This is a genomic window from Collimonas sp. GW821-FHT02H07 (assembly GCF_059421505.1).
This window is the reverse complement of the sequence record NZ_JBWKVC010000019.1, coordinates 59,483-74,817: the sequence shown is the minus strand read 5'-3', so window position 1 is coordinate 74,817 and position 15,335 is coordinate 59,483. Positions and strand designations below refer to the sequence as shown.

The following is a 15,335-nucleotide window of genomic DNA, read 5'->3' as shown; positions in this document are numbered from 1 at the left end:
TAGCAGAATCGGAATGGATCGCGTGAAAGTCCCTTATTTATTGTGCAGCCTTCTGTGCTTCTGCTGTTTTGCTTCCATCGCAGCAATTCGCGCATTGCTTGCCTCAACAAATACCAGCACTTCGTCAATTGAATCTGACGCATGGTCGGCCGCGGCCTTTGCAGCATCGGCAACTAAACATAATTCGTTGCCTTCCGCTTCTGAATTGTAGGCCACAGCCCCACGGCGCATTAGTTCAGAAACCGGCAAGCCGAGTTTTTTGGCTTTTTTGACAATAGCCTTCTTCTCTTTCGACGTTGCTTGCACTACGATTCTTTCGGTAACTTCGGTCGCCATTGCTCCCTCCTAATTATCTAGTCAGAAAAATTTTCCTTTTTGCGCTTTATCTCCATTACTTTTTCCTGAAAATCTGGCTGCTCTTGGGCATCCTTGAGTACTTCAAGCATCCAGGTAATAAAATCCTCGCATACCGCTCGCGTTATCGCCCTGCCCTTAATTGGATCTTCGCGAAAAATGCTATTAGGTGAAGTGGGTTCAAGGAGATCCTCAGGTAAGGAAAAAATCCAGTTGCCCACGATCCGTTCCAACTCAAAAGGAACGTCGCTGATATATAGGACGTCTTCACCATTCAATACTTCGAAACAGAGACCCGCCCGCAAGCCGCAGTATAGTGAGTGTCTTTGCTGCTCTAAACCCATCAGTTTCTCCGTCAATTTTCAAACCGTTAGTGCGATTCGACGCATCTGATATAAAAACAAAGGTGCGTGCATAGCAGCTTCGGCTACTGGCCATGGGCCTCGCTCTTGTTTTTACAGTCATATGCTACCGTCAATTCTAAGACAGCTTTATCTAGGGCGTCAGGGAAGACGAAATCTCTTGGAAAGCATATCGGTTTGCCAATGCGTCATAGAGCGCATGATGTTCGGGAAGATTATTTTCTTTATGAAACTCGTAGCGTAATAACTCGTTGATATGATTACCCACCCGACGCGCGTGACACCATGGTGGGATCCGATAATCCAACACATCGGCGAACAAATCCCAATCTGTTTGATAGTCGAAACAGATTTGAATATCTTCCGTACCTCTCCTTACAACTTCCAGCCAAGCTATCATCTTTTCGTATAGTTCCGCCACCGAACAAACCGCTCCGGGAAGGCGGCCCAGTAAGGGAATGACTGCTTCACGGACGAACGCGCTACACGGCAGGTCGGGGTACGGAACCTCAGCGTAGAATTCTTCTCCTGAATCCGCTGCCATGCCAATACTGATTAGATGTGTATCAATGAAATCGGTAAACTCAGTATCAATAAATACTTTTATGGTCATGTGAATATCCCTACTTGGTCCGGCCAACAATGCGACTAACTAGCTCTCGATCTGCGACAAGTTCCTAACTGGATCGCAAAGTGACTGGTGAGCTTGCCATTTTAAAGTACAGTTCGCTCGAATCGATGCTTCATTAAACGACGATGAATCGGCCTCAAATGACATGAACACCTCTCATGATTTATTCGACAGCGCGGAACTACTGTCATGGCTCCCAGGCGAAACTCTATTCAGTCTAATCAGTCGCCATCACTACTTTTGGGGCCATCAGTATGCAAAGGATACCAATATCCATCTATTTGGTCGCCCTAGAAGCGGCAGCCAACACGATCTACCTAGTTGCATTGACGAATTTGTAAAACGAACGGAGCATAACTTTGGCTCGGCGCTCGAGATATGTACTGACCGTACCTTACTTCACTACTACAAGAAATTCATGAGTGCGAGCGAAGAAGCTCGCGTTGTTGCCACACTTCGCGGCCCGACGGTCTCTAATTTGAAATTCGAACTCGGATTATTGACGAGTCAATTTCGCGCGCATCACCCTCTCAAAGCCTGTACGGCATGTATGGCCGCAGACCGTGAAACAAGGGGTTGGGCTTACTGGCACTTGCAACACCAATACCCGGGAGTGTGGGTATGCCCCATACACGACTTGTCATTGCAAGAATCGAATCTCAAAGCCAGTGGCGCCCAACGATTTTTGTGGCACCTGCCGAACGAGACACATTTTCGGCCATTGCCCCCCGTCCTCAACGACTTAAATCATGCGTCACTTAATGATTTTTCTCGGCTGACACAATTAACATTGGGCCTTATAGAAAGCGATGCGGCATTTCGAATCGACACGGCAAAACTGCACAGGCTTTATCACGCAGAACTAGCGAAGCGAAATTTGTTGACGCCTCAAGGTGGATTCCGACTCCGTGAAATTGCAATCGATTTCATGCAGCATACGCAAACCTTACGACTGATTCCCGAGCTTTCTGCCCTTCCGGCAACAGTAGATGAAGCATATAAGCAATTGTCTCGCCACCTCAGAGCTCCTCGTACCGGAACACATCCATTGCGGCACGTGGTGATGATCGACTGGCTTCTCGGCAACCACGAGAATTTTTTTCGGTGCTATGAGCAAATATTGCCGGCATTCGAACCTGGTGTCGGTCTTGCACCGAGATGCCAACTAGCGACACCTCCCCCAACAATAGATCAAGACGACAAAAAACTGAAATTAGCTAAACGGATTCAGGAAGATCACAGATCCGTACGGGTCGCGGCTGCAGAACTCAATATTGATACCGCCACCGCGATGGTGTGGACGGCACAAATGGGTGTCGCCGTCTCTCGACGACCAAAGAGGTTAAAGCCGGAGATCCGCCAGGCCCTCGTTGCACAACTTCGACAGGGTGCGGAAAAAATTGATGCGGCTGAGAATTTTCATATATCCATCGGAACGGTGACTCATGTGCTCCGCACAGAGATTGGTCTTCACGCCGAATGGCAACATGCTCGGTACCAAGCCGCGCAAGACGCTGCCCGCGCCTCATGGTCAGCTCTTGTGGCAGAGAATGCAACTTTAGGTGTGAAATTTATCCGCAACATGAATCCCGGCGCATATGCTTGGCTATATCGAAATGACCGCGCCTGGTTGACCGAACGCTCCCCCGCGCGCAACACCAGTGCTCCCGAACGTCGGCCTAGAGTGCAATGGGATGAGAGAGATTTGATGTTAAGTCGGGAAGTCGAACGAGCCGCGCTAGCCCTACGACCTACACTTGGCCAGAAGAAGCTAATGCTCTGGCATCTCTATCAAGAAATCCCCGAACTCAAAGCAAAATTATCAGCACTAGATCGCCTACCGCGTACCGTACGTGCCATTGAGATCGCCTTGAAACGCCGCGATAAATCCCTTCGTCAAATCGACATGCTCGTTTGAATACTGGACATTTCGGATATCTAAACTATAGTAGAAATATGCATATATGCATATTTCTATGCTTAACCCATGACAAAAACAGATCCTCAGGCTCGCGCATTCAGAGCCGCTCTAGTATTCAAGTCCAAAGGCATCACTCAGGCTAAGGCCGCATCTGCGATCCATGCCAGCCAGTCGCAGGTAAGCCGAATTTTAAATGGCAGAGGACTACGACAGTCCCGAGTGTTTGAAGAATTATGCATTTATGCAGAAAATATGGCAAAAAAGACGTCCGTCGACTCAATTCGCGCTAACAAAGAATTGGTCGATGCACTAGCAGAAACGTGGGATGGTACCGCGGCTCATTCGAAAGCACTTGCTGCAGTTATTCGCTCCTTGGCGCTTCTGACACCCATCGAAACTAAAACTTAGCCCGTCTCGGAGAAAGCGAGCTCCCGATGATCACACTTTTGCCATTACCAGACGAACTAGATCGCTCCTATTTGGGGCGCCTCATGCGGGTGAACGGCCTACCATCTCCTGCGGCGGTAATTAATCTACTCACACAATGCTCGAACGTCGCCAAAGCATTACACCGTGATACCTGTTATGTGGATCATCTCAGTAGTGCAGCCAATATGGAGCTCACGCAATTTGTTCGTCACCATACAATGATTCCATTGCACCGATCGTTCACGTCATGCCGATTCAATATGGCTCATGGCAGCAGTCAAGCTCGGTCGATGGTACGCAAAACAAGTATGCGATCAGCGCGTTTTGGTGCATATCTTTGCAGTGATTGCATCAGATTGGATCTTGAAAGCTACGGCATGAGTTATTGGCGACGCTATCATCAATTACCAGGAGTTGCGGTGTGTACAAAGCATCTTCGACCGTTGCGATATGTAAACAACGGGGAGGCATTCTTAAATGCGCCTTCGCGCTTCATAACAGATAGCAAAATGGTGAGCGAAGAATGGGCTGCACTAAGTCAGCAACACCCTTACATCCAGCAATTTCTCGTTATGTCGCTTGCCCTGTTGGAGCGTGAAAAGCCATTTGATCTGAACGCTATTCGTGCGCTGCTTCGTCGAAAGGCCGGCGTCAGAAACAGACGTTCGTGCGCACATACCGCTAGATCTTCCAGACCTTTGTTAAGCGACCAAGTGTTGGCGAAATTTCCGCACGATTGGCTATGCACCATATTACCCGTCTTCATAGATAAAGAACCGGGCGTGGAACTGGATCAAATGGACAATGTATTTTCCGCATCGGGGTTGGCATTCGCAGCTACGCCCTACATTCTCGCCTGTTGCGTCTTATTTGCGTCGGCCGATGAAGCTCTTTGGGCCCTGAAGAAACAACCCGAAAGACATAGTCTCCCACCGTGGTTAAACTTCAGACGGTCTAAATCTGAGGCCACCAACAGTGCCGACCATTGTGAGACGACCCACTTGCATGTTGCGCCCGCTTTCGAGGTGGCGTAGCGGAGGCATAAAGTAACCGTATGCAATTCAGAGTCGAGAGCGTCGCCTTCTGCAGTGCGCGGACCACTTGTGTCACGTGGTTTACCTCATTCCTACAGGCCATCCATTTTCTTTTATTTTGGATTGCGCCTGGCAAGTTGCAATCACTGGAATTCGAATGAGAGAAATAGAATTTATTGGATCGATGACTGCGGCCCGTCGACCGCGCATCGTGAACAACTCATTGCACTTGTGGATTCAACCACTCAAGGAAAGGGATCTGACAGGACGTTTTTGCTCGATTTGCGATCTCCACGTTCAAACATATCTTGTCAGATCTATTGATGATTTATATATCTAAATCAATCAATTGCCCGGGTTCCAAAACGTCGCCCAGAAACCGTCGTCTCGCTGCATTAAATCTTCATACCGGCCCATACGTGTCAGATCATTCGAACGCAACGCGGCAACAGCCGGACCGACAGGCGCAAGATAGGTATTCGATGCTTTTATGAAATCCTCAATTATTAGATCGTCCGTAGATCGTTCGAACGCCACGCGATGAGCTGCAATCCAAAGTGCAATGATAATACGCGGAATACCTCCGGTGAGTTCTATGATCTTTGCCCTGAATGTGTCGCTTGCAGGCAGCTTTTTCCTCACGTATTGATATTCGCACAGCTTCGGGAAAAACACGTCCAAAAAGCGCGGATCCTCAGCACCCACAAAGTACGTCAAGGGATGATAACCCGCCGTCACCAATCTTTGCGTTGTACTCATTCGTTTCGTCAAAGCGCCGACACCATCAGGCGTACCTGATAGAACTAACGGAATTTGCCAGTTATTAGTTAGATTCAATATCCATTTAAGACAGGCATCCTCCACGATACTCAGCTCAGGCCCGCTGTCGATTTCCTTCTGCTTCCTGCGACGCTCAAGGCTTTGAATCTTGAAGAAATTCTGCACCTCGTCAAGATGCAGAATCCCGAGAAAATGACTCGATGCTACCTGACGCCATTCATCGAGCATTTGGACCCCGTTACGGCGATTTTTGGCAAGTGAATGGGCAAAACGTCCTCCCTTTACGACATTATCCCAAGCCATCATCAAATTGCTCGCCAAATCGGCAGTACGCCCGCTTGCAGGCACATCTGTGGATAGCCAAACAACCTGCCATAAGCCATGCGCCATTTGTGGAAAATTTTCATGAAAAATGACCTGTTGAGGATTGGTATTCAATCCCCGCAATATCGCTTCTGTCTTCCCGGTTCCTGAGTGTCCCACAACGACTGCCGCGGACGCTGGCGCACGAGTAGTCTTGCGTGCCCCGGCTTCACCACTCACCAAGCGCCAGGTTTCAGCGAGCATGGGATCTCGGTACCTATAGTTCTGCCTGGTCATCGCATCCATTGTGGTCAGCAATTGCGCGGTTTCAAGGAAAGGAATATGCAGATCGCGCAGACTCATTAAATAATGTAGGCGGATATGGACCGGTATACCTTTCATTTCTCCCGGGATTGGTGGTAAATGAAGTAACGCGGCTAGTGCTTCTTTGCGCGACAAAATGGGCCCAAGACCTTGGACTAAGATGTTACCTTTATACGGATCATGAATGGACATAGCCATTGTCAATCTCCCGTAGCGTTTGCAGCCGCAAACACGTTTTTCATCATATCGACGTAGGCCTCCTGGGCTTCATCGATAGGAGGCGGTTTTGCCGCCTGAGGTTCGACCGATAATTGCCCCTCGACCAAGCTTTCCAAGTGTCGAGACTCCGTCATGCTTGGCACAGTACCTCGCTGTCGCTCCAGGGCCTCTTCCGTGAGAACGCGTGCGCCGGCAATAATAGCCTCCATTTTTTGACGAGACCTAATTGCTTGCAGCACATTGGCATGCTCGGCTTCCGCTTGATTCAATTTGCCAAACATGAACGCGTCTAGCACTTCATCATATGTTTGCTCGCGTGAGGCGCGTGTTTGTTCGGAAAGCTGCAAATTCAAAAGACCTGTTCCCGCTACGTTAGGAGTCCAAATACGCGAAACCGACCCTGGGAAGTAATTAGCAGAAATCTTCCAACTTCCGAAATTTCGCGCGTAAGCAGTCCATTGTTCCTCATTGACTTGGTCCGACTCGTAATGCAGCCCGCCAAATCTGACGCCGGCGCGCGACACAATTGCACCTTCGCTGGGTAAAAGTGATGTTATCAATTCCGACTGAGGGAAGGTTCGGCGCGTTCCGATGCCAATTGCGTGTCCCCAACGCCATAAACCTGCTGGGCTCTCCACCACGCCAGCCGCTTTCATATGGGTATCGACCCGCGCCTTACGGTTCGCCGTGAGATTGTACTCATTGAAGATCACGGATAAGCAACAGGCATATTCCCGCACGGTCAAGACAGCGTCATTGGGGTTAAATCGGCGCAGTTCATATTCTGCACGGCGCGCATCAATAGCTCCCGGTATCCATAAATACTGACGGCCTTTTTTGATGCGATGGAGTACCTCAACCAGTCCTTTCATGTCGGGCCGGTAGGAAGGCGCATACGACAGACATGGAATCAACTTTAAACCGGTCACGCTCGCAGCCTGCGATAGGTATTCACCACGATCACACATCAGAGCCGCCGGCATTGTAGGCGATGGGGAGAGGCATTCCATTGGCTGGCATTGCCAGAGATCGGCAAGCAAATCAGGGGCGGCGGCAGCGGAAAATAAGCTTATCTTCGCCATATTCCAGCTGGGACCAGTCAGGCACACGTAAAAGCCAACTACGGCAGTAGACCAAATATCGACAATAATGTAGACCACTGGCCGTCCAATGATCCACGCCCTGTTCACGCTGGAGCGAAGGTAGATATCTCCAATCGTTGAATCAATAGCCCACGTATGCCCTGGACCTGCGACCCCTTTCCAGTTGCGTCCGGTCATCCCCCTGTAACTGCGCAAAAAGTGACCTTTGGTGGTTCTCTCCAATAATCTTTGCAGGCGTGGCACCTCGACGGCCAAAACCCGACGTACTTGCCTGCTGTTGGGATACTCGCCCTTTTTTAGTTCAAGAGGAACCAATTCACCGTTTTCAAAGTGATATCGTCGAACAAAATGACTGTTGAGTATCTGCGTATATCGGGCAGGATGATCGGGTTTTGGCGTTGGAATCTTTTGATCAGCGGCCATAATCAATTGACGCCATACAGTACTCATCCCAGGTTGTTCTGGAGGTAGCGATATTCCACAAACTTTCGAAATCCGCTGCTTGTCCGTTTTTCGCCCCGCCTTTTTGCGACCACCTGGGTCGCAGGGACGGCGAATACCGGGTGCTCCGCAGCGATCACTACGAAGGCGGAGACTGGCCTCACTAATGCCAAAACGGCATAAGAGTGACCAGAGTTTATATACGAGTGCCCGACTTGAACCGGATTTTTCTATCGCCTCTTTTACCAGAGTCCCAAGCCCGTGACTGGCAAGGATACTGTCTCTCAGGTTATCGCAGTCAAGAAATCCAGCCATCACTTTTTTGCGATTTTCATATCGATCCTTATCGCGTTTTCCGAGTATTGGATTGAAGTGATTTTGTTCGTGCTCGATTTCTATTCTGGTGAGTATGTTTTCTGCCTCAAGGCAATCAAGCTCCATGTAATTGACCCAGATCAGATCACCAACTAACGGTAGCGGCGCCTTCTTCCGAGATGTTTTTCGAACAGCTTTTTTTCTCCCTCCCCGGCTCCTGTCCGTTGAAGGCATGCAATCCAATTTTGCCATCACTGCTATGTCGATTCGCCTCTCGACTAAGATCATGCGATAGAGTCCTTCAAGAGTGCCAGAAAGAACCCGAATGACTTGGTTTTGCATCAGGCTTTCCATGCTGACCTCCTGGATGCAATGGGATTTAACCCCCAAAAATCCGATTCACTGATGAGCACTATGGGTTCATGTGGACGCCATCCTCGACGAAAATCAAGAGGCAGGCGAGCCGACCATGCCGCTTGCCAAAATGCGCGTTGTGCCCGTTCGTAGCTGTTGAATTCGACCGCCAATTTATTGAGAACGTCGGTAACCGCGCGGCCGGCCCATTTCTGTTGATTCGAGGCGACATAGTCGATTGCTGCCGCGTCGACTTCGGTACCCAGTGACCACGACACACAATTACGCAGTGCGTCCGCAAAAAGAGAGTGATACATCGAAGGCGTTATCAATAGCCATTGGACGCCACGTTCCAGCCAGTACTGGCGCTCCATAGCAAGCAGTTGTCGTGTTCTTTTTTTACTGATTTCTCCATCCAACTTGATGGCAATGGCAAGAAGTTCCAGTTCGCGTCCAGCGCGCTTCAACGTGAGTAGCATGTCGGTCGTCATTACCCAATCTGCGGACCGGCCGGCGCCAGATACTTTTGGATGTTTAACCTGCTGAACCCGCGCAATCTCCAATGTTCCGGGGTACTGCGACCATTGCCGCATCGGAAAATATATCGATAATTCATGCACTGAGTATTTTTGCCTTAATGGAAATTGTTCTCGGCAATCAACAATATCGGGGAGCATCGTACAAGACAAAAATGCCACCCATTCCTTATCACTCAGAAGCTCTCTTTGCCGCCCCCTCCAAACCTGCAGATGCGATCGTCCGATGCTGGCGGGGTCACTGCGACCGACTCGATGCCATGGGATATAGTTTTCGTATGTACCCTGGCCGCGGCCCAAGCGCGCGTAGCGCTCAAGTAAATCTGGGGTAAATCTCTTTTGAGTTCGCATAAATCTCTCTTTTATTTAAAGAAATCTCACGCCGCGCGTCAGCCTTCGTTAAAAGACTTAGAATCTGGATGCGACAGTGCCCGCCGCTTATAGACGTGCGAGCGCATGCGGCGCTGCGGCAATCACTTCCGCTGGCGTGAAAATGGGTAAAAAAGGGGGACGTGCGAATCCAATTCGGCCTATCCAGGGATAGGCCAAAGTATTGACAGAGGATTCGGGAGAGACGATACTTGAAGCTGGAGAGTTCGATATCCAAGCAGCAAATACAAAGCCCGAGAGTTCTAGCTCTTGGGCTTTGGTCGTTTCAGCGTCCCAGCTATGGTTCGGATTATTGACTTTGTGTTATGTCATAGGACTCCTCCAACTTTCTGCGTGGTTTGTACCCCGACTCCGACAATTGTTGCTTTCTTTTTATTGGTAGCGCCTTCGCGTTGCGCCGCCAGCCAAACTGCAACATCTCTAATCAGCGCAAATTTCCCTCGCCTATTTTCGATTTCAAAAACTGGGATAGGTATGGTCTGACGTGACAACGCCTGCCTGAACGCCTCCTTAGATGCGTAACCCAACACAAGCCGCAAATTGTCGTTTGACACCATCGGCCCGTATCTACTCGTCAGCTCTCTATCCAGAAGAACTGCAAGCGGCTCATCAACAGTTGGAAGTTCCATTTCGCCTATACCGTCACGTGTAGTCACACTAAATATTAACGACAGCGATACGAGAAATCTAGATGGCACGAAACCCCGTTTCGTTACTCGCTTTTTTTACAATAAATATTCCTGACTCTTCGGACTATATAAATTCCCGCTAAAATATCTGGGTTCAACCTCCTGTCCCAATAAGTTCAGCCCAAAGTAAATGGCTCGCCCTAAACGCGATGATATCGACCGAATTCGGACAATTTATTGGTTCGAAGGCATTCGGCTTGTGGCGAGAGTGCCGACTGCTTATGCACTTGAACGTCGAGTTGAGCCCAAAGGTTTTGGGAGGAATAAGGACGGCACCTTATTCCATCGAAACAAGTGGGCAGCCTATCAACATGGTCGACACACGCCGAGTGAACCCCTCGTATTGAAGATGGAATACCTCGTTACTGGCTCGCGCAACGAACTCGATCATGTACTTTGGAAAGTTTTGCGCCCTGATGTCAACGTCACCAAACACGCGGTGAGCTTGCTCCGACAATTGAAACCGGAACTGCAACTGCTAATTTTTGCAGAAGGCGACCAATTCTGTAGTCATAGCGGTGCACCGTGTATAAGTGAGCTGGAACGGAGGGCCAGCATTGATGCACTGGCTTGCCTGACAATTTTGACAATAAAATGTTATGAAGCTGGCAGTCATGAGCACGCTTGGGCATTTGCGCTGAGCACTTTTCGCGTACTTCTCATGATTGGGTATCAACTTGAGAAACGAGGGCTTGCGGAAGCACTGTTCAACATTTACGTTGAGCGAATATTTAACAAAATAAGATGGAATGGAAATAAATTCTATTTTGATGAATATTATTTTCCTCTGTGGGCTCAGATCCTTCATCAATCTGCGCGAGTTACAGCTCAACACGCTAAAAAACGTTCAATTTCGTGGCGCGAAGAGTATTACCAAATGTGGAAATTTCTCAGAGGTGATTCGGGACTATATGTAAAATTTGCTTTCGATCCGGTGATTGGCCCAGACAAAGACTTGGGGCCGTGGAGTGAGGAAATGCAACAGGACATTGAACAAAAAATTCGATTCCAAATTTGGGGACGCATAAATGTGCTTTCTGACGACAAAGATACGAGCTATTTTCCGCCGCCTGAAATTTGGTAAGCGATCAATGACGGGCGTGATTTTTGTCGGTCTGAGATCCGTACTGTAGAAATATTTTGAGAAATTACTCAACTACAGGAATGCAGATGTTCCAAGACCATATTGCTCCATAGTTACCCTCAGCACGCCAAGCACAAGACCATTTGAACAAATATTGAAGGAGTGGCGCATATCTCTATCCTTCAATTCTTTAACAGGCTATTCCTTCCACCACGCGGGTGTTTCAATTTGCCGCCAAGTTTTGTACGTCCCAGGAACCGGAATGATTACATTTGTTTGATGTAGTACTCCGCCAAGTGTATAGATATCGGCCCGCATCTCGGGATTGCCGTAGTATGGCTCCGGCCCCTTAAAGTCACCTATGGACTTGATCCTTGCGCACAGGTTTGCCCAAGTTGTGCGTCGTATCCAGACACCACCTGGATCGCCTTTTGACATGACATACATCTGATAAACGTTCACTGCGGAAAAGTTACTCATGCACAAAAATTCCTTGGTCAAATAACGTTGTCTTGGATCACCTGGCGCCGCGCCCATTTCCTGCTAGCGAACTTTTGTTCGACTAAGGCGATGAGATGCAGAACAAAGCCGTGGCGGCCTTGAAGGTGTCATATGCTGGTTTCATGTTAGCTGCTGCCAAGGCTCCGCCAATCATCCGGAAATAAGAAGTCAATTTGGTAACGTTGGGATTTTGTTTCGTCAATTCGATCTTGCCGTCCTCGACCAACTCCAGCACCTCTTCCTTATTGTGGCCATGAATAGAATCTGTTTTCGAGAGCGCGGCCGCAACAGCATCAAGCGCCTTTAAGAGCTCCGTTGAAGCTTGGGCATTGTGTTGCAAATTGACGTTTGCAACGGCATCGCTACCTGATTGCACCGCACCAATTGAAGAGTTGTGAAAATTAAACTGCTGGTTATACGTTTCCAGCTTTGCATTCCCGTTCCCCGACTCAATTCCGTCCATAGAAACCTCACTACACCATCGAGCATATTCCGCGCACTCCGAAAAATGACCCGTTTCAAGTACTTCTTCTTGTGGGTCCATGGACTTATCATATTGCCACTTGGTCTTGGGTACTCCAGACGGGTCGATCATCATAGTATTCTCGAACAAACTAACCTCTGGGCATAGGCCACCCATAATCAAATTGCTATCGCCGCTTATCAGATAGGCCGATTCGCCCACACTCGGAACCAATGGCATCGTCATTTTCAAAAAAACTGGTGCCTGATTGACGTCCCATTTATTTGCAAGCGCAATTGTATGAGCACGACGTTCGCACCGGTCGAGTATTGGGCAGCGATTCGGTAAAGCTTGCTGTCGCGACAAGGCAAAGTATTCGTCTTTAGTGTTAACCATTTTTTCTTCGCTGCGCGAATTGAGACATGGATTCGAGGGGGCGGGGTGAGTTCTCTTTCCGCACGATTCGATTTTCCTTGATCAACGGATGAGCTTTTCCATAAGGACTTCGACTGGAATTACCTGGTACACACCTTGCGAATATTGGAGAGCTTGAGCAGTGTCATTCGCTTCCCCTTCGTCCAAAAAGTGACCAGCTTTGGATTCGTCGTCTGTCCACGACACATCGCCATCGTGTGGATACAAGTAGCCATCAGGAGTTTTAACTATATATGCACGCATTTTTTCAGATCATAATTTTAAGAATTCTGGGGCATGCTTCTGAAATTTTTCTACCCACTGCTTCTGCGTTGGTTGTTTTTTATAAGTTGGAACTATTGGCTGCTGCTTTGCCCATTCCATATATTGATGGATGTTTGCTTGCGATGCACTTTCCAACTTGCAAAACATTGCGACAAACGCCAAAAAATGAGTCGTCAGGCCGCGTTCCTTCAACATGCCCAATGTGGCATAGCTGATAGTTCCCGCCGTTTGTTCAGTCATGATTTCCCTTCCCAGCCCACACCGACGTTCCTATCACAACTTCCACTTGTTAAAGCGGCGATAGCCACATGGATGTCCTTTCTTTCAATCAGGGCAGGAGAATGCCAACCAAGGCGGCTGAGGCCTTGAGCGTTTCATATGCAGGTTTCATATTCGCTACAGCCCCCAAGGCTCCTCCGATCATTCCCAGATAGGAGGTCAACTTGGTCACATTGGGCTTTGGTTTTGCCAATTCGGCCTTGCCGTCCTCTACCAGCTCTAAGACCTCGTCCTTGTTATGCCCAGGGATGGCGTCCATTTGCGAGAGTGCGGCTGCAGCAACGTCAAGCGCCTTCAGGAGTTCAGCTGCTTCATGCGAGTTGTTTTGCAGAGTGACATTTGCTATGGCATGGCTGCCCGTCTGAACCGCGCCGATTGATGAGTGGTGAAAGTTGAACTGCTGGTTGTACGTCGCTGCCTCTGGCGCTTTGGTATCACTCATACCTACTCCACGTTCATTCTTTACAAAATTGAGGTAGTCCCGAGTGAACGGGACGATCATTTGTCCGACCATGCTGCGTAGGTTGGCCGTGATATTGCGGCCATTCGTATAGAACGTATGGGAAAAATTTATAGCATCGCTCAAATTGGCTGCGAATCGATCGATCAGAGCAATCACCAAGCCAAGTTCGTCTTGATGTTTTTCAGGCCACGTTAATATTGCACTGCCAATCATGCCGCCTTGTGTCGCATGGCCATTTTTCAGAAAGCCATCAATGTCAGTCCCTGCTGTCAATCGATCCGTGAAAGGCGCAAGGGCGTCAGAATGCAAGAGCCTCGACAGTTTCTTGATAGGCCGATCGAAAGTTTGGGAATTTGCAGAACGCAAATCCGTCAGAGCGTCCTCGATCTGCCGCAATTCAGCTGGTGTTGCGCTCTTGTTCACGCTTGGACTGTCGTTTTCGAGGCGGGCAGTAGTTGCACGTTCCAAGATTTCGTTCTGATATTTCTGTTTCATCTGAGCGGCAAGGTCGATGATAATTTGGTTACCCAAATATGGCGCGGTTTTTTCGTCGATCGCCTGCTCCACCTGGCCAATCGCAGCCTCAACAGACGCATGATCGAGGGGATTGAACTGCAAGGTCGTGAGGTGACCATCTAAGGCCGCGAATGCCTTACTTGCTTGTTCGAGGTCACGCTGTAGCTTGTCTAAACCTTCAATTTTGAAGCCCATCTAATTTTTCCTTAGTCAGCTTACGACTACATCGTCAGCAATGATGCCACCATCAAACACATACACATACACATACATATAACGTTGTGTCAGCAGCGGATTGTTGCCTACTAGTGAACATCGTAGCATCGTCCAGGCACCTATCGAGTTACCGCTGCAAGATTTCCTTTTGTCTTATTCGTGAAATTCTGTTCGTCACTAATAATGGCGGATGCCGACTATACGTAAGCTGGAAGCGGTTCAATCAGCGCCAGTTCATGCAAAACGTTGAGCGTTGTTTCCTCAAGAATGGCATGGTGGTGTTTCAGCGTGAGCGAAAATACCCAAGGATCGGACAGCAAGCTACCAACGAAATATCTGACAATCAGATCCTTCTCTGGGGTTCGCTGTCCGCCGGATTTATATTGTTCGATCCGGCTACGCCCCTCGTCAAGCGAACGTGCCCACATCCAACGCATTCCAGCGACATTACTAAACGATACACGTTGTGATTTCACGTAAGTCGCGTTGCGTGCAGTCTTGTTTAGCACCGCAAGCTTCTCCAAGCGCTGTCGCTTTTCTTCGTGTTGTTCGTCTTTTCGTCGCCGCTCATCCGCTCGTTGCACTTCTGCATGTTCGGCGTCAAGCCTCTCTGCTTCCAGCCTAGCAATGAAGCGCTCGGTGTTATCAATCAACACGAGGCGTTCATCATCGGTCAAACGCATTCCATCTGAAGAAGCGTATCGTGGGGTCGACGCATCCCTTCCCAACTGCCCGTACAAACGTTTGAAACATTCCGAACCCAGCACCTGAAATACACCATCAACTTTCACGACGTGAATGCGCTTAAAAACTGAATGGCCGCAGCCTATAACCTGGCAAAGGATGCGATTATCTCGACTCACCTCAACGACGGCTAACAGGTACACCGCTGGCTCTGGCAGCAGATCTATTGACATTACATTTTCCTT

At 48.9% G+C, this 15,335-nt stretch carries 16 protein-coding genes; 4 read left to right on the top strand and 12 right to left on the bottom strand.

Annotated elements, in window-relative coordinates; translation table 11 throughout:
• Positions 1-33: 33 nt before the first annotated feature.
• The 3 genes from AC07V8_RS23160 to AC07V8_RS23150 all read right to left on the bottom strand — a co-directional run bounded on the left by AC07V8_RS23160 (position 34) and on the right by AC07V8_RS23150 (position 1,329).
• Positions 34-336 carry a plasmid mobilization protein gene (locus AC07V8_RS23160; protein ID WP_494680491.1) on the bottom strand — a complete coding sequence of 101 codons (303 nt, stop codon included), beginning with the start codon at positions 334-336 and terminating at the stop codon, positions 34-36.
• A gap of 17 nt (positions 337-353) precedes the next feature.
• Positions 354-698: a hypothetical protein gene (locus AC07V8_RS23155; RefSeq protein ID WP_494680490.1), complete on the bottom strand. Its 345-nt coding sequence runs from the start codon at positions 696-698 to the stop codon at positions 354-356.
• 151 nt (positions 699-849) lie between these two features.
• Complete coding sequence (locus AC07V8_RS23150) at positions 850-1,329, bottom strand: 3'-5' exonuclease family protein (RefSeq protein WP_494680489.1); 480 nt, start codon at positions 1,327-1,329, stop codon at positions 850-852.
• A 163-nt stretch (positions 1,330-1,492) separates the two neighbouring features.
• On the opposite strand from AC07V8_RS23150, the gene AC07V8_RS23145 reads away from it, so the two are divergent.
• The 3 genes from AC07V8_RS23145 (at position 1,493) to AC07V8_RS23135 (ending at position 4,731) form a co-directional block, all read left to right on the top strand.
• A complete protein-coding gene (locus tag AC07V8_RS23145) occupies positions 1,493-3,265 on the top strand; it encodes a TnsD family Tn7-like transposition protein (protein ID WP_494680488.1) in 1,773 nt (590 codons plus the stop codon).
• A 69-nt stretch (positions 3,266-3,334) separates the two neighbouring features.
• Positions 3,335-3,676: a helix-turn-helix domain-containing protein gene (locus AC07V8_RS23140; RefSeq protein ID WP_494680487.1), complete on the top strand. Its 342-nt coding sequence runs from the start codon at positions 3,335-3,337 to the stop codon at positions 3,674-3,676.
• Positions 3,677-3,702: 26 nt separating this feature from the next.
• Entirely contained in the window at positions 3,703-4,731 is a 1,029-nt protein-coding gene (locus tag AC07V8_RS23135; RefSeq protein ID WP_494680486.1) for a TniQ family protein, read from the top strand.
• 345 nt (positions 4,732-5,076) lie between these two features.
• On the opposite strand, the gene AC07V8_RS23130 is transcribed toward AC07V8_RS23135, so the two are convergent.
• From AC07V8_RS23130 to AC07V8_RS23115, 4 genes are all read right to left on the bottom strand, one after another.
• Positions 5,077-6,336, bottom strand: a complete 1,260-nt coding sequence (locus tag AC07V8_RS23130; RefSeq protein ID WP_494680485.1) for an AAA family ATPase — start codon at positions 6,334-6,336, stop codon at positions 5,077-5,079.
• A 2-nt stretch (positions 6,337-6,338) separates the two neighbouring features.
• Positions 6,339-8,570: a TnsB C-terminal domain-containing protein gene (locus AC07V8_RS23125; protein WP_494680484.1), complete on the bottom strand. Its 2,232-nt coding sequence runs from the start codon at positions 8,568-8,570 to the stop codon at positions 6,339-6,341.
• Entirely contained in the window at positions 8,558-9,457 is a 900-nt protein-coding gene (locus tag AC07V8_RS23120) for a TnsA endonuclease N-terminal domain-containing protein (RefSeq protein ID WP_494680483.1), read from the bottom strand. Before AC07V8_RS23120 ends, AC07V8_RS23125 begins: the two co-directional genes overlap by 13 nt.
• A gap of 347 nt (positions 9,458-9,804) precedes the next feature.
• The gene (locus AC07V8_RS23115) at positions 9,805-10,125 is read right to left on the bottom strand and encodes a hypothetical protein (protein ID WP_494680482.1); all 321 of its coding nucleotides are present in this window, start codon (positions 10,123-10,125) and stop codon (positions 9,805-9,807) included.
• A gap of 190 nt (positions 10,126-10,315) precedes the next feature.
• Here AC07V8_RS23115 and AC07V8_RS23110 point away from each other — a divergent pair, with 190 nt between their 5' ends.
• On the top strand, positions 10,316-11,269 hold the full coding sequence (locus AC07V8_RS23110) for a hypothetical protein (RefSeq protein ID WP_494680481.1): 954 nt from the start codon (positions 10,316-10,318) through the stop codon (positions 11,267-11,269).
• Between the two features lie 198 nt (positions 11,270-11,467).
• Here the strand turns inward: AC07V8_RS23110 and AC07V8_RS23105 are convergent, their stop codons facing one another.
• The 5 genes from AC07V8_RS23105 to AC07V8_RS23085 form a co-directional block, all read right to left on the bottom strand.
• Positions 11,468-11,749, bottom strand: a complete 282-nt coding sequence (locus AC07V8_RS23105; protein ID WP_494680480.1) for a hypothetical protein — start codon at positions 11,747-11,749, stop codon at positions 11,468-11,470.
• An 82-nt stretch (positions 11,750-11,831) separates the two neighbouring features.
• Positions 11,832-12,629 carry a hypothetical protein gene (locus AC07V8_RS23100; RefSeq protein ID WP_494680479.1) on the bottom strand — a complete coding sequence of 266 codons (798 nt, stop codon included), beginning with the start codon at positions 12,627-12,629 and terminating at the stop codon, positions 11,832-11,834.
• Between the two features lie 291 nt (positions 12,630-12,920).
• Positions 12,921-13,172: a hypothetical protein gene (locus tag AC07V8_RS23095; protein ID WP_494680478.1), complete on the bottom strand. Its 252-nt coding sequence runs from the start codon at positions 13,170-13,172 to the stop codon at positions 12,921-12,923.
• A gap of 88 nt (positions 13,173-13,260) precedes the next feature.
• Positions 13,261-14,385, bottom strand: a complete 1,125-nt coding sequence (locus AC07V8_RS23090) for a YuaX family protein (RefSeq protein WP_494680477.1) — start codon at positions 14,383-14,385, stop codon at positions 13,261-13,263.
• A gap of 218 nt (positions 14,386-14,603) precedes the next feature.
• A complete protein-coding gene (locus AC07V8_RS23085; RefSeq protein ID WP_494680476.1) occupies positions 14,604-15,323 on the bottom strand; it encodes a hypothetical protein in 720 nt (239 codons plus the stop codon).
• Positions 15,324-15,335: the final 12 nt, after the last annotated feature.